Annotated in this window: 14 protein-coding genes and 1 pseudogene; 6 read left to right on the plus strand and 9 right to left on the minus strand. The window is 44.6% G+C overall.

The window, feature by feature from the left end; all coding sequences use genetic code 11:
- Both FTU46_RS15785 and def read left to right on the plus strand, forming a co-directional pair.
- Positions 1-163 (plus strand): annotated as a pseudogene (locus tag FTU46_RS15785) (IS5/IS1182 family transposase); the annotation flags it as partial.
- Between the two features lie 205 nt (positions 164-368).
- Entirely contained in the window at positions 369-857 is a 489-nt protein-coding gene (def, locus tag FTU46_RS15790; RefSeq protein WP_180010582.1) for a peptide deformylase, read from the plus strand.
- Here def and FTU46_RS15795 read toward each other — a convergent pair whose 3' ends face one another.
- The 9 genes from FTU46_RS15795 to sdsA all read right to left on the minus strand — a co-directional run bounded on the left by FTU46_RS15795 (position 858) and on the right by sdsA (position 12,408).
- The gene (locus FTU46_RS15795; protein WP_004784913.1) at positions 858-1,295 is read right to left on the minus strand and encodes a YbjQ family protein; all 438 of its coding nucleotides are present in this window, start codon (positions 1,293-1,295) and stop codon (positions 858-860) included.
- 3 nt (positions 1,296-1,298) lie between these two features.
- A complete protein-coding gene (locus FTU46_RS15800) occupies positions 1,299-1,655 on the minus strand; it encodes a YbjQ family protein (protein ID WP_004784911.1) in 357 nt (118 codons plus the stop codon).
- A gap of 57 nt (positions 1,656-1,712) precedes the next feature.
- Positions 1,713-2,510, minus strand: a complete 798-nt coding sequence (locus tag FTU46_RS15805; RefSeq protein ID WP_180105313.1) for an RsiV family protein — start codon at positions 2,508-2,510, stop codon at positions 1,713-1,715.
- 137 nt (positions 2,511-2,647) lie between these two features.
- The gene (adeK, locus tag FTU46_RS15810) at positions 2,648-4,114 is read right to left on the minus strand and encodes a multidrug efflux RND transporter AdeIJK outer membrane channel subunit AdeK (RefSeq protein ID WP_103799675.1); all 1,467 of its coding nucleotides are present in this window, start codon (positions 4,112-4,114) and stop codon (positions 2,648-2,650) included.
- A gap of 5 nt (positions 4,115-4,119) precedes the next feature.
- A complete protein-coding gene (locus FTU46_RS15815; RefSeq protein WP_159123402.1) occupies positions 4,120-7,290 on the minus strand; it encodes an efflux RND transporter permease subunit in 3,171 nt (1,056 codons plus the stop codon).
- Positions 7,291-7,303: 13 nt separating this feature from the next.
- Complete coding sequence (locus FTU46_RS15820) at positions 7,304-8,575, minus strand: efflux RND transporter periplasmic adaptor subunit (protein ID WP_179992619.1); 1,272 nt, start codon at positions 8,573-8,575, stop codon at positions 7,304-7,306.
- A 35-nt stretch (positions 8,576-8,610) separates the two neighbouring features.
- Positions 8,611-9,213, minus strand: a complete 603-nt coding sequence (locus tag FTU46_RS15825; protein WP_180105314.1) for a phosphatase PAP2 family protein — start codon at positions 9,211-9,213, stop codon at positions 8,611-8,613.
- Positions 9,214-9,372: 159 nt separating this feature from the next.
- Positions 9,373-11,415 (minus strand): site-specific recombinase, encoded by a 2,043-nt coding sequence (locus FTU46_RS15830; protein ID WP_180105315.1) that lies wholly within the window; start codon positions 11,413-11,415, stop codon positions 9,373-9,375.
- 15 nt (positions 11,416-11,430) lie between these two features.
- The gene (gene sdsA, locus FTU46_RS15835) at positions 11,431-12,408 is read right to left on the minus strand and encodes an All-trans-nonaprenyl-diphosphate synthase (protein WP_180105316.1); all 978 of its coding nucleotides are present in this window, start codon (positions 12,406-12,408) and stop codon (positions 11,431-11,433) included.
- A 444-nt stretch (positions 12,409-12,852) separates the two neighbouring features.
- Here sdsA and rplU point away from each other — a divergent pair, with 444 nt between their 5' ends.
- The 4 genes from rplU to FTU46_RS15855 form a co-directional block, all read left to right on the plus strand.
- Complete coding sequence (gene rplU / locus FTU46_RS15840) at positions 12,853-13,164, plus strand: 50S ribosomal protein L21 (protein ID WP_004784898.1); 312 nt, start codon at positions 12,853-12,855, stop codon at positions 13,162-13,164.
- A gap of 19 nt (positions 13,165-13,183) precedes the next feature.
- A complete protein-coding gene (gene rpmA, locus FTU46_RS15845) occupies positions 13,184-13,438 on the plus strand; it encodes a 50S ribosomal protein L27 (RefSeq protein ID WP_004784896.1) in 255 nt (84 codons plus the stop codon).
- Positions 13,439-13,685: 247 nt separating this feature from the next.
- Positions 13,686-14,378: an outer membrane lipoprotein chaperone LolA gene (gene lolA, locus FTU46_RS15850; RefSeq protein ID WP_004784895.1), complete on the plus strand. Its 693-nt coding sequence runs from the start codon at positions 13,686-13,688 to the stop codon at positions 14,376-14,378.
- 135 nt (positions 14,379-14,513) lie between these two features.
- The coding region (locus FTU46_RS15855) for a DUF4372 domain-containing protein (protein ID WP_180105317.1) at positions 14,514-14,665 on the plus strand (152 nt) is incomplete at its 3' end.

The raw sequence follows: 14,665 nt of genomic DNA on the forward strand, positions 1-14,665 counted from the left end.
TGGCCATATGGACTGGTATTTATATAAAATCAGGCATTTAGTTGAAAATATGTTTTGTAGATTAAAGCAATTTAGAGGAATAGCTACTCGATATGACAAGCTCAAAAGAAATTATCAAAGTTCTGTTACCTTAGCCTGTATATTTTTATGGCTACCTTTATAGGGTTAATTATGAACAGTAAGTGTCAACAGACCCTAATTATTTTCCTGTTAAGTGAAGTTTTTAAGGCAACCATAAGCTGGATTTCGACATACTACTTAAAACACAGCTTATCTTTTTTAGACGTATTTATTCATTTTAGTATGATGTTCATTCTGTAATTTTCCCTCTAAGATAGAGTTAAATGAAAAAAATACAGGATAGCGCGATGACAAATACCTTGGCGGTGGCACAGCAAGGTGAGGCCATTTTAACCCTAATTGCCAGTCCGGTCACACAGGCTGAATTTGACAGTGACTGGTTGCGGCAATTTAACAGCGCCTTGATGGAGACCATGCAACAACGTCAGGGCGTGGGCATTGCAGCACCGCAGGTTTATGTCTCTAAACGCATTATTATTGTCGCATCACGGCCCAATTTACGTTATCCAGACGCGCCGTATATGGAAGCTGTGACCATGATCAATCCGGAGATTATCAGTACTTCAGCTACACAAGTATTGGGTGAGGAAGGCTGTTTAAGTGTGCCCGAGCAAAGAGGGAGGGTAGTTCGAGCAGAAGAGATTCAGGTACGTTATTTTACGTTAGAGGGAAATGAAATGGTTCAAGTGTTCAAAGGCTTTCCGGCACGAATTGTACAGCACGAAATTGATCACTTGAATGGAATTCTATTTGTAGAGAAGCTTGCAGAAGCATAATTACTTGGCTTGAATTGCGGTGCCATAAGCAAAGACTTCAACCATACCGCCTTGCATGCCAAGTTCAGTCGTACTGAGGCGGATTCCCATAATCTGGTCAGCGCCCATTTTTTCTGCTTCCAGTTTTAACCGTACTATAGCTTCACGTCGTGCCCGTTCAACGACACTCTCATAACTGGTCAAACGACCACCTAACATGTTTTGCACATTAGCAATCGCATATTTAAAGTAATCATGTGAAATGACCACATTGCTGCTGATCATATGACCGGGGAATGTAGATTCGTTAAAACGGCTATTATTGACCCGGATATAAGCTAAACGCTGTTCCTGCTCATCCAGATATTGCAGATGCTTGCGCTCGTTATAGCGACCAAAACCGAAACCCACGCTGAACAGAATGGCGAAAATGACAATCTGTATAATCAATCCGTCCATGCATTAGTTCGCCTGTGGAAATGGATCAGGCAGTTTAGGCATGACTGGATCAGCGATGACTGCTGTGCCATAAACAAACAGTTCAGAAGCACCTTGGGCAATATTTGAGGTAGAAAAACGAATACCCACAATCGCATTGGCACCCATACTGCGAGCTTTTTCAATCATCCGGTTCATGGCTTCCTGACGGGATTCTTCCAGTAATTCGGTATAAGCGGTCAACTCGCCGCCGACAATATTTTTCAGGCCGGCCAGCAAATCACGTCCAACATGCTTACTGCGCACAGTACTGCCATAGACCACATCGATTTGCTGGCGAATGGTATGTCCCGGTACAGATTCCAGATTGCTTAGTAACATTCATCTCCCTAAATTAGAAAAAATACTTTGATTATTATTACACTTAAAATAGATAGTTTAGTCATTATAAATTTCTTCAGATGACTCAGGCAGCTGGGGTAAATACTTTGTTTGGATCACCCTTTGAGCTGACCAATAGGGAAGTTCAAGTTCAGTAATACCTTCTGCATAAGAAGCCAATTCATACAATGGATAGACAAATACAATTCCATTGGCATTGAAATAGAAATTATCACTTACTTCAAATGCATTTTGCTCAATATGATGTTGTTCAAGCCACTCACGATTATGTTCGTAAAGTTCAGTTTTGAGTTTTTCTTTGCTTGCAGGTGCCAAAATATCATTCAGGCTTAAACGCTGCTTGGTATTGAGATCAAAAATAACGTAGTCACTATGATGCATACCATGTGCAGCGCCTGCTGGGTAATATTCGGAAAAGTATGTAAAGTTTGCGATATTGTAATGCTGACCGATATAACGTACAGCAGTGGTACTGTAGTTGGTTGATGGCATTTCAGGATCAAGAGTGACCTCTACAGCAGGTGATTTGTCGAAAGCTTCAGCATGGTCTTTTTGCAAACGCTCCAAAAAATATTGGTTTAACCAATTTACATTCGTTTTCACTGTTTGCAGATGATATTTAGTGCAACTGGCAAACTCATCCTCACTGGCTGGATGGCATACTTCATTTTTACTGAGCTGTACACGTTCAGTTTTAGCCTTAATCAACGGTAAGCTTTCTTTTTCAGCGACGGTTTCCGCTGTTGGTTCAGGTTTTGAATCTACTGTATTTTTTTGTTGGCATGCGGTTAAGAAAATTGAACTTACCAAGGCAGATAACAATATTTTTTTCATCGATTTACATTTTATAAAGTGTTAAGTCTCATCCAATTGAGTATACAGATTTCTTGATTCAATAAAATATATCGGCTATTGGACCAACGTATAAAAAAAGCCCACCGAAGTGAGCTTTTCTGAAAAAGAGATTAAGCTTATTTTGCCTGTTCGGCACGACGCTGTTCGGTCACAGACGGGCGATACGGTACGGTGTCTGAAGTGTTAACTTTCAAACCACCACCAAGACTCTTGTACAGCTCAACCTGGCTGTTCAGATTCGCCTGTTCAAGTAATAACAAACCTTGTTCCGCTGCATATGAAGCACGTTGTGCATCCAGTACAGTCAGATAGCTGTCAATACCGGCACGGAAACGTGCTAGAGACAGGCGGTAAGTCGTGTTAGTCGCATCAACCAGACGGCGTTGAGCAGCAATACGGTCACCAATATTCTGACGTACCGCCAGGGCATCATTCACTTCACGGAATGCAGTCTGAATGGATTTTTCATAATCTGACAGCGCAATTTGCTGATCTGTTTCAGAAATACGAATATTGGCCTGACGTGTACCCCAATCGAAAATTGGAATATCCAGACTTGGGCCTATAGACCACGCAAAACTGCCAGATTTGAACAGATCACCCAGATCCGCAGATGCAAAACCTGCAGAACCCGTCAGACTGATCGTTGGGTACAGACGCGCACGGGCAGCACCAATATTGGCACCTGCAGCAGACAGACGATATTCAGCTGCACGTACATCCGGACGGTTAATCAGCAGATCACTTGGTAAACCTGCACCTAGTGCCGCATTAGAGGTAATGCGGGTAACACGTTGTGCCGGTAACAGGTTGGCCGGTACGGGTTGACCTACAAGCAGATTTAACAAGTTTTGTGCCTGAGCCACCTGGGTGCGATAGTTGGCAACATCATTACGTGCAGTTTCAACAGAAATCTGTGCCTGACGTACTGGAAGTTCGCTATCGATCCCCACATCAAAACGTTTCTTGTTCAGGTTGTAAGATTCAAGCTGGGCTTTCAGCGTTTGCTCAGCCAGCGCCAGATTGGCATTGGCAAATGAGTAACTCAGCCATGCTTGGGCCACCTGACCGATCAGAGAAATCTGAGTCGCATCACGCGCACTTTGAGTCGCCAGATAAGTATCCAGTGCATTGTCACGCAAGCTGCGCACACGACCCCAGAAATCCAGCTCAAATGCAGTTACGCCTAGACCGACATTATAAGTCGTTACAGCGCCACGGCTTTGCGGGTTGTTACTGCCAGTATCCTGACGTAACACGCTGCCGCTCGCACCAATGGTTGGCAGGCGGTCATTTTCAGAAATCTGATAAGCCTGTTGGGCACGCTGAATGTTTAATGCGGCAGTACGCAAATCACGGTTATTGGTCAATGCCAAGTCCAGTACCTGTAACAGGCGCTGGTCAGCAAAGAATTCTTTATAACCCTGTTCTGCTACAGAAGTACCTGAAGCATTGGTATAACTGCTTGGGATATTTGCCTCTGCAACGGGCTCTGGGCCACGCATGCTTTGACATGCAGTCAAAGCAAGCGCGAGGGCAGATACCGCAATGCTACGACCTGTAATAGACCATATATTTTGCATTACGACTAGTACTCCTGATTTTGTTGTTTTGGTTTGTATTTAAAGATACTTCGAATCCACACGTAGAATACAGGAATAAAGAAGATACCTAAAAGCGTCGAACTGATTACACCCCCGAGGACACCGTAACCGACAGAGTGCTGGCTACCCGCACCGGCACCTGAAGCAAGTGCTAGTGGAAGTACACCAAAACCGAAGGCAAGGGTGGTCATGATAATTGGACGTAAACGCATTTTTGCCGCATGCAAGGTTGCATCAAACAACTCTTCGCCTTGTTCCTGCAGCTCTTTGGCGAATTCCACAATCAAGATTGCATTTTTCGCAGAAAGACCAATTACGGCGATAATCGCTACCTGGAAGTAGATGTTATTCGACAGGTTCGGGTCTTTAAACAGAATCATACCGCCAAAGGTCAATAGTAATGCACCCACGATACCTAGTGGTACAACCAGAAGAACCGAGAATGGAATTGACCAGCTTTCATACAATGCAGCCAGACACAGGAACACGATCAACAGTGAAAGCGCGTACAAGAATGGTGCTTGTGCGCCAGACTCACGTTCTTCCAGAGACAGACCAGTCCATTCATAGTCGAAACCTTGCATGCCCATTTCAGGAAGCTTGGCAATGATTTCTTCCATTGCGCGCATTGCATCACCTGAGCTCACACCCGGTGCTGGTGTACCCTGAATGTTCATCGCAGATACGCCGTTATAGCGTTCCAGACGAGGCGAACCATAGGTCCATTCACCGGTTGCGAATGCCGAGAACGGTACCATTTCGCCACGGTTGTTACGAACATACCACTGGTTCAGGTCTTCTGGCATCATACGAGAGCTGGCTTCACCCTGAACATATACTTTCTTCACACGACCACGGTCAAGGAAGTCGTTGATGTACGAACCACCCCACGCCATGCTCATAGTGCTGTTAATTTCAGAAATGCTGACACCTAAAGCACCGGCTTGTGCATGATCGACAATCACACGGTACTGCGGGTTATCTTCCTGACCATTTGGACGGACACCTGCAAGACGTTTGTCTTGTGCAGCCAGACCCAGAACAGTATTACGCGCTGCTAAAAGTTGCTCATGGCTTTGACCACTTGCTGCTTTTAACTGCATGTTAAAGCCGGCAGACACACCCAGTTCAGGCATCGCTGGCAATTGTAACGGCATGATGTAAGACGCATCTTTCACAATCATGTTCAGTGCCATACCACGTTGGATAATTGCACCGACCTGTGATTCTGGTGTGGTACGTTCAGACCAGTCTTTTAGTTTAATAAATGCCAGACCAGCGTTTTGACCTACACCTGTGAATGAGAAACCAGCCACACTGAAGACAGATTGGACATGATCTTTTTCATTTTCCAGGAAGTAACCGGTCATGGTATTGATGACCTTATCGGTACGTTCTAGGGTTGCATTTGGTGGCAACTGTACCAGCGTCATCACGACACCTTGGTCCTCATCAGGTAAGAATGAAGAAGGCAGTTTCTGGAAGATCAGCACAATAATCCCGATCACCACCGCATAGATGATACCGGAGAAAATCTTGTGGTGGGTCATACGATTGACACCGCCCTGATATTTCACAGAAACACGGTCAAAGCTATGGTTAAACCAGCGGAAGAAACGCGCAGCCGGGTTGTTGCTTTGCGGCTTGTTCGGATCATGCTGTTTCAGAATGGTCGCACACAGGGCAGGGGTAAAGGTTAAGGCCACCACCAGAGACAGAACCATTGCTGTGACCAGCGTGATTGAGAACTGGCGATAGATAACCCCTGTAGAACCACCAAAGAATGCCATTGGTACGAATACTGCAGACAGTACAGAGGTAATACCGATCAGTGCACCAGAGATCTGTTTCATCGACTTTGCAGTCGCGCTCACAGGATCAAGATGCTCTTCAGCCATGACACGTTCAACGTTTTCGACCACAACGATCGCATCATCGACTAACAGACCAATTGCAAGAACCATCGCAAACATGGTCAAGGTATTGATCGAGAAGCCGAAGATATTAATGATTGCAAAAGTACCTAATACAACCACTGGAACGGCCATGGTTGGAATAATCGTTGCACGCCAGTTCTGCAAGAACAGGAACATTACGATGAAGACCAGAATGACCGCTTCAATGAGAGTATGAACTACCGATTCAATCGATAACTGAATGAATGGTGTGGTATCAAATGCCAGTGTATCCACCATCCCTTGAGGATAGTTCGGACGTAACTGTTTTAAACGCTCTTCAACTGCTTCAGCGGTATCCAGCGCATTGGCACCAGTTGCAAGTTTAATCGCAACACCGCCAGCTGGTTTACCGTTGAATTTAGAATCAAACTGGTAGTTGTCTGCACCCAGTTCTACACGTGCGACATCGCCCAGACGGACTTGAGCACCTGAAGTGGTATTTTTCAAGAAGATGTTTTCGAACTGTTCAGGTGTTTGCAGCAGACTTTGCGCATTCACCGTCGCATTCAGCACCTGACCTTCAATCTGTGGCGCACCACCTAATTGACCGACAGCCACCTGAGCGTTCTGGGTACGGATTGCCTGAGCCACATCACTTGGAGTCACTTGCAGGCTGGCCATTTTGGCAGGATCCAGCCAGATACGCATTGCATAAGAACCACCAAAGACCTGAACTTCACCAACCCCGGCCACACGGCTTAAAGGTTCAGAAATGTTTGAGTTCACATAGTCTTTAATGTCATCTGCAGTCAGGCTGCCATCAGGAGAATAGAAGGCTAATACCTGAAGGAAGCTGGCACCAGATTTGGTAACACGTACACCCTGACGTTGTACATCATCAGGTAAAAGTGCAGTCGCAGACTGTAACTTGTTTTGTACCTGTACCTGTGCGATATCAGGATCGACACCTTGTTCAAAGTTTAAGGCGATGGATGCCTGACCGTTACCGGCACTGTTTGAAGAAATATAACGCAAGCCATCCAGACCGTTCATCTGCTGCTCGATGATCTGTGTTACTGTATTTTCTACAGTCGCTGCAGATGCACCCGGATAAGTCGCAGAAATGGTGACTGTCGGTGGCGCGATCGTCGGATATTGAGCAATTGGCATTTTGCTGATGGTCAAAATACCCGCCAGCATAATTACCAATGCAATCACCCATGCAAAAATCGGGCGATGGATAAAGAATTGAGCCATGAACCATTACTCCTTATGCATTTGCAGCAGGTTTTTGTTCAGGTTGTTTCTTTGCATCATCTGCCTTTTTTGCATCTGCTGCAGGTTGCTGTGCAGCTGGTTGAGCAGCACCTTGTGGGGCAGCCGCTTGAGGTTGATAAGGTTTAGGCACCACTTGCTGTTCAGGTTTTACCTTAGCAATACCGTCAACAATCACTTTATCACCCGGATTAAGACCTTCGGTTACGATCCAGTTGCTGCCTTGAGTCCCGACTGTCGTTACTGGACGTGGAGTCACTTTATTATCAGCACCCACCAGCATCGCCATGGCTTGACCAGTAGGCGTACGGGTTAACGCCGCTTGTGGAATCATGAAGGCATTTGGAATTTCACCCTGTACGATTTGCGCTGTGGCAAACATACCTGGCAGAAGTAAATGGTTCTTGTTCGGGAATACTGCACGTAAAGTCACAGTACCTGTTTCAGGGTTCACGCTGGCATCCGAGAATGCAAGACGGCCTTCGACAGGGTAGATGCTGCCATCTTCAAGCTTTAACTTCACTTTGGTGTTGTTTGAGCTGTTGAGGTTGCCTTTGCTTAGCTGTTGACGCAGGCGCAGCAGTTCAGCACTGGATTGGTTGATATCTACATAGATTGGATCTAGGCGCTGAATCGTAACCAGTGGTTCTGTCTGATTTGCAGTCACTAACGCACCCGCCGTAATTGAAGAACGGTTGGTCTGACCAGAAATCGGTGCACGTACGGTTGAATAGCCCAGGTTGATTTCAGCATTACGTAAAGTTGCACGGTTGGCATTCAAATCAGCTTCAGCCAGTTTGACCTGTGCTGCGATGTCATCGTATTCCTGTTTAGAAATGGCATTGGTACCGACCAGTTGACGGTAACGGCCTTCTTTAACACGCAATACACCTAAATTCGCTTCAGCACGGGCAATCGCAGCACGGGCATTATCAACAGTAGTACGGTTAGTGCTTGAATCGATTTCATACAGCGCCTGACCTTCACGGACATAGCTACCCTCAGTGAATAAGCGTTTAAGCACCACACCACTAGCCTGTGGACGTACTTCAGAAATCTCAAATGCTGTTGTACGACCTGAGAGCTCTACAGACTGCTCGACACTTTGTGGCTGTGCAACAAGAATACCGACTTCAGTCGGTGGCATTTGCTGCTGAGCACCAGCTTGCTGGCCCTCTTTAGGATCTTTGCTACAACCAACAAGTGCAAGACTTGTTGCTAATGCGCAAGCAGTCAGGGCGGGTGCCCAAAGCTTTGCAGACATCATTGTTCCACCTCAATTGGATTCTTATCTAAATTTTTTTATTTGTGAGCCGTGCAATATCTGATCCAGACCATATACCACAACGAAATCCAAATAAAACTTATACTCCAGCCGGATATGACATCTGAAGGAAAATGTACACCTAGATAAACTCTTGAAACACCCATAATCAGCATCCATGCACCTGCACCCATCCAGATGATGGTATGTCGGGGATGTTGCCGATATATGAATATTGCCAGACAGCCGAGACAGGCTGCATAGACACTATGGGCACTCGGGAAGGAGCTTCCATAGCTTTCAACCAGATGAAAAGACTCTGCTGGTCGAGGTCGGGCAATACTGAATTTTAAAAGCCAGCCTAGGAGAATTCCTCCGATAATTCCGATACATATAAAAATTACGCTTGCATGCTTTTTATACCACAGTAGAAAAATACACCATAGTGTGGATAAAAATAATACAAATGGCATGCCACCTATCACTGATAAGGACTGATTAATTTGATTTAAAAATTCTGTGCGATAGCCGCTAATCCATTCTATTGCAAGCACATCTAACTGGCTTAAAGTTGCAATATCAAGAAATAACACACTGAAAATTAAAAATAAAATTCCGACAATAAGTAACAAGTAATGCATGCCAAAAATCCTTGTCCTTTTAACCGTTATTCAACCGGTTAACTGTCTGCGCTAAAGTGTACTTGCCAGTACACTTTTTTTCAAGAGTGCGTATTTTATGCAAATTCCATTTTTTATTTATGGGATTTTGTACCTAAATGCCCAAATATTCTCGCAATTTTACAGTTTTGTGGATGTATGATTTTCGTCAATTTCAATGGTTTGCTTCGGCGGCCAGAAAAACTCACTTGGGCGAGTCAGGAAATGGGTCATGACCAGTTTGGCGAGCGGTTTCCACTGTTCGAAACGCACCCGTCGTGCGCGTAATGCCACAATAATGGTCAGGCTGAAACTTACAAAAAGGTTAGTCAGACCAATCAGCAGAACACCCAGAAAAGAGATGATAATGAGTCCAATATCTGGACCATTAATATTGATCAGTCCTTGGATAAAGTTGGCAGAGGCAAAGGCAATATGACGAATATCTAAAGGCAAGCCAAGAATGAAACCGATGGTACCCATACTGCCCAGCATAACCCCAAAAATGAAATTACCCGCCAGTGCACCCAGATTACGCTCAATATAATCGGCAAATCGATGCAAACGTTCTTGTCCCATGAGTTGCGACAGGCGAACATGAGCTCTCAGACGAGGACCGACCTTGCGATACACTGCCATATTGTCAAAATAACCCGCCAGCAAACCTGACAGGAATAGACAGACCCCAGCAATGGCCGCATGTGGAATAGCCAGAGAGGTAAAGGGATTCAGGTCATGCAGGGTTTTGGCTGCTTTGGCATGATTCATCAACGGTTCATGCAATGCGGCATCCCAGAAAAAAGCAATCAAGGCCGCGACCGGAATGGCAATCGAAATATTCCCAAGAATTGCGACAAACTGGGTCCGAATGATATTCACAATCAGTGCAGCCAGTTCAGCAATCTGGGCGGTTTTCGAACCTTTACGCTGTTGTACGGTAGAAGCGAGTGCAGCTGCAGTCATCGCCGGCTGTTTGGTTGCAACGGTGAAGTGCAGCACATGAATGAGCATAAAACCGAGCGAATAGTTCATGCTATAGCTAAAGGCTTGCATTAAAGGTGCCATAGTGACACGCGCCATTAAGACTTTCAGCGAGGCCATAAAGGCAATGATAACTCCGGCACCGGCTGCCGATTTGTACATGGCCAGAAAGCCTTGCTTGTCGGTACTTACATAATGTTCACCGGTTTTACTGGCATTTTCAGTCACCTGTAAAGCCAGGAGTTCACTATTGGTGGTCAGTAAAGCACGCACACTGCGTTCACTATAAATTGCTTCGGTAATATCTGCGATAAACAGACCAATGGATTGATAACGCAGGTCATCATCATCCAGCACCATATTCAGCAGGATTTCAATCCGTTCCAGACATTGTTCCAGCAAGGCCAGCATATAGGTCAGGCTGACACTGACCCCGATCCGTTTGGTAGAGCGGCGAATTTTGGCGACAACATCGTGACACTGCTCCAGCATGACCAGAGCTTGGGAAGCATCTGGCGGTGTAATCGCATCTACCAGTTCTACGGTGTTATAGCGTTTTTTATATTCCTGGATAAATTCAATGATCTCACGGTTTTGCACCAGAAAAGGTGATTCATATTCCATGAGTTCAGGCTGGGCATTAATAAATTCAGGATGCAGACCGATCCCACTCACCCGGTAGGACAGAATGGTTAGTGCTTTAATGATTTGATCTTTGATTCGGGTTTTTTCTACCTGATTAGAATGACCCTGATTTACAACGGCAAAAAGTCGCTGCCAGTCCGCTTCATCAAAATAATCCAGCCAGTATTTATCGGTACGCAAATAGAAAATCTTGCGAAACAATTCCTGAAGCTGCAGATGATCTGGAATCACCGGCAGGATATGTGCCCCGATCCGCTGATTCAGCTGGTTCCAAAAACCATCTAGAGAAAGAATCCCAGTATCGGAAAACAGGCTGGCTTGTTTATAACGATTGATAACTCTTAAAGTGAAACTTTGTAAGGTTAAGACTGCATTGGGAGTGAGCAGTAAGGCCCGGATAAATGCATTAAATTTTGTTTCGATTTCTTCTGTATTTCTGCTGTCTTCTGGGCGTATACGTTCTACAAGTTGGATGAGCAAATTCTCATCCAGCACCGCCTGTGGTTGTTCAAGCTGGTGCTGCATGCTTTGAAAAATATCAAGAAAATTAATATGCATAGGCGAGGTAAGCGGCTATTGAATCCGGTGAAGAGCCAGTTTGGCCAGATTAATGAGGGCCTGACGATACTCTGAATCGGGTAGTGCATTCAAGGCTTGAATTGCAATTTCTGTTTCTTCAGTTGCACGCTGGCGACAATAATCCAAGGCGCCAGAATCATTTACGATCTTGATGACTTCTGCCAAATGATCTGTTCCGCCCGTTGCAATACTGCGACGGATAATTTCATGCGATTCCCCGGTCGTATTCTTCATGGCAGCAATCAATGGCAGGGTCGGTTTGCCTTCCATCAGGTCATCACCGATGTTTTTACCTAGGGTTTCAGCATCAGATGTATAGTCCAGAATGTCATCAATAATCTGGAAAGCATTACCGAAGTGACCGGCGAATTTACGTAACGGTTCACGGAACTCAGTCTTGTCGGAAAGAATAGCGGCACCTTCGGTCGCCAGTTCAAACAGGCGAGAAGTCTTGCCATGAATAATGCTCAAATAGGTTTCTTCTGAGGTTTCTGGCTGATGTTGCGATTGCAGTTGCAGAACTTCGCCTTCGGCAATTTCGCAGGTACCCGTAGAGAAGTCTTTGAGCAGGGTCATATTGTTAAGGTCGACCAACAAATCAAAGGCACGCGAAATTAGGAAATCACCCACTAGCACAGCTGTCTGATTGTTCCAGGTCGCATTGGCAGTTGGACGGCCACGGCGTAAGCCTGACTCATCCACGACATCATCATGAACTAGAGTTGCCGTATGCAACATTTCGATAATGGCGGCCAGTTTGCGATGCTGTTCCAGTTCCACTGCGCCACAGGCTTTCGCTGCCAACAGGCACATGATGGGGCGCATACGCTTGCCGCCAGCTTCAACCACATGCTTGCTGACCGCCATCACCAGCGCTACTTTTGAGGTAATTCCTTCGTTAATGAATGTGTCCATCGCAGCAAAGTCGTTAGCAACAGGAGCGAGAATATCTTGCTTAAAGTCGATGGCCATGTGAAAGAAAACCTCTAGTTTGGTAAATCGCAGCGGGTAGTTTAACAATTTATAACATGAGTGAAAGCTAAGAAAAGCACAAACTCGACTAAAAATCAGCTTTTTATAGCACTTATTCGAGTTTAGCCTAAATTTCGACATTTAAAAAATGAACAATATCTTTCCGCTAAAGTTTTTTTCTAAACATTCTCAGGTAGCCGGAAAACTCGGAATTAAGCAGCGTTTTTTGGTCAGTATATCCGGTATTAATCTTTGATTTTAAATGAATAATTTAATGATTTATAGGCTTTGTAATGGAGTTCATGATTATTTCCTTAAAATGGCTTGTTGTTTCTTATAATATCCCTTAAAATCTTTGCCCTTGTATAACCCCCAGTGGCGCGCGTTTTAAGATCGATATATTCCTTTATCGGCACGTCGACACGGGCATGTTTGGAGTACATTATGTACGCAGTAATCCAAAGCGGTGGTAAACAGCACCGTGTAGTTGAGGGTGAAACCCTTAAAGTTGAATTATTGAAAGCTGAAACTGGTTCAACAATTACGTTTGATGACGTACTTATGCTTGTAAACGGTGATAGCATTCAAATCGGTGCTCCAGTTGTAGCTGGCGCTAAAGTAACTGCAGAAGTAGTTAGCCATGGTCGTCACGACAAAATCCGCATCATCAAAATGCGTCGTCGTAAGCACTACCGTAAACAACAAGGTCACCGTCAATGGTTCACTGAGTTGAAAATTACTGGTATCTCAGGCTAATTACTAGGAGTAAATAGACATGGCAACTAAAAAAGCCGGTGGTTCGACTAAGAACGGTCGTGATTCGAATCCTAAGATGTTAGGTGTTAAAGTTTACGGTGGCCAAACTGTAACTGCAGGTAACATCATCGTTCGTCAACGTGGTACTGAATTCCACGCTGGTCAAAACGTAGGTATGGGCCGTGACCATACATTATTTGCTACTGCTGATGGCGTAGTAAAATTCGAAGTGAAAGGTCAATTTGGCCGTCGCTACGTATCTGTTGAAGCATAATTTGCTGAAATAGAAAAAAGACCCACAGTTTCTGTGGGTTTTTTTATGCATGAAGATTTATCGGCTTATAAAGCTGTGACAGCGAATGTAAATATCACTATTGAATCTTCATCATGATGAATAAAAACAGGAATTCTGCATTAATAACAATACAAAACTTCTTATTTTCTATCATCTTAGTTCGAGAAATTGGTTTAATATGAGCCATTAGATAAATAGCAATATGCAAATACAAAAAGGTGAGATTATGAGTATGCTTCGTAAAACTGTATGTGCCATAACAATCGGTACGGCGACACTGGCACCTGTCATGAGCACGACTGTATTTGCCGCAACTGCAGCGACGGAGCAGCAAGCTACTGCGAATCTGGTGAAACAGCTCAGCAATATCCGTAGCTTAACTGCAAATTTTGAACAAACGACTAAAGTCACGAATCCGAAAGCGACCCAGAAAAAAGGCTTGACCGCGCAGCACATGAACCAGACCTTTAAAGGTGTGATGAAAGTGGCACGTCCGGGTAAATTCTACTGGGAAACTTCAAGCCCGTCGAAACAGACTATTGCTACTACAGGTAAAACCGTATGGATCTATGATCCGGACTTGCAGCAAGCAGTGCGTCAGAGTCTAGACGACCAGGTGGCAAATACACCGGCGTTATTATTGTCCGGCAATACCAGCCAGATTATGCAATCTTATCGCGTAACTCAGCCGAATAAAGCTAAAACCTATTACACGCTTTATCCGAAAAATACCGATGGGGTGTTTGAAAGCCTGACTATTAGTTTTGGTGCGAACAAAGCGCCTAGCTTGATGATTTTGCAAGATTCCTTAGGTCAGACTACGAATATTAAATTTAGTAATGTAAAACTGAATACCACGATTCCGGCATCTACGTTTAACTTTACTCCGCCAAAGGGCACAGACATTATTGATCAGTAAGCATCAATACACCCTAAATAAAAAAGCAACCTCCGGGTCACTGCTGTCCCATAGTTTGCTTTAAATAAAAAAACCTGAGTCCTAACAGTTAAAATATGAGTGCAAACAAACACTTTAACGACCAGGATTCAGGTTTTGTCATATCAGAATACCGTATTTTATGAGCTAATTAAACCTGTTGTGCGACAGGATTTTGAACAACTTGCTAAAGTGCACCATGTTGGACAGAAATTTAGAGCGGCTTCCCGGTGGGATCAGTTTATTGCCATATTGATGTCTCAATTCTC

Source organism: Acinetobacter sp. YH12108 (assembly GCF_013419055.1).
GTDB lineage: Bacteria > Pseudomonadota > Gammaproteobacteria > Pseudomonadales > Moraxellaceae > Acinetobacter.

Bases quoted from the DNA above. Each gene is read 5' to 3' on its own strand.
- FTU46_RS15830 (WP_180105315.1), bottom strand. From the start codon at position 11,415: ATGCATATTAATTTTCTTGATATTTTTCAAAGCATGCAGCACCAGCTT.
- sdsA (WP_180105316.1), bottom strand. From the start codon at position 12,408: ATGGCCATCGACTTTAAGCAAGATATTCTCGCTCCTGTTGCTAACGAC.
- FTU46_RS15815 (WP_159123402.1), bottom strand. From the start codon at position 7,290: ATGGCTCAATTCTTTATCCATCGCCCGATTTTTGCATGGGTGATTGCA.
- rplU (WP_004784898.1), top strand. From the start codon at position 12,853: ATGTACGCAGTAATCCAAAGCGGTGGTAAACAGCACCGTGTAGTTGAG.
- FTU46_RS15825 (WP_180105314.1), bottom strand. From the start codon at position 9,213: ATGCATTACTTGTTACTTATTGTCGGAATTTTATTTTTAATTTTCAGT.
- FTU46_RS15800 (WP_004784911.1), bottom strand. From the start codon at position 1,655: ATGTTACTAAGCAATCTGGAATCTGTACCGGGACATACCATTCGCCAG.
- rpmA (WP_004784896.1), top strand. From the start codon at position 13,184: ATGGCAACTAAAAAAGCCGGTGGTTCGACTAAGAACGGTCGTGATTCG.
- FTU46_RS15795 (WP_004784913.1), bottom strand. From the start codon at position 1,295: ATGGACGGATTGATTATACAGATTGTCATTTTCGCCATTCTGTTCAGC.
- lolA (WP_004784895.1), top strand. From the start codon at position 13,686: ATGAGTATGCTTCGTAAAACTGTATGTGCCATAACAATCGGTACGGCG.
- def (WP_180010582.1), top strand. From the start codon at position 369: ATGACAAATACCTTGGCGGTGGCACAGCAAGGTGAGGCCATTTTAACC.
- adeK (WP_103799675.1), bottom strand. From the start codon at position 4,114: ATGCAAAATATATGGTCTATTACAGGTCGTAGCATTGCGGTATCTGCC.
- FTU46_RS15820 (WP_179992619.1), bottom strand. From the start codon at position 8,575: ATGATGTCTGCAAAGCTTTGGGCACCCGCCCTGACTGCTTGCGCATTA.
- FTU46_RS15805 (WP_180105313.1), bottom strand. From the start codon at position 2,510: ATGAAAAAAATATTGTTATCTGCCTTGGTAAGTTCAATTTTCTTAACC.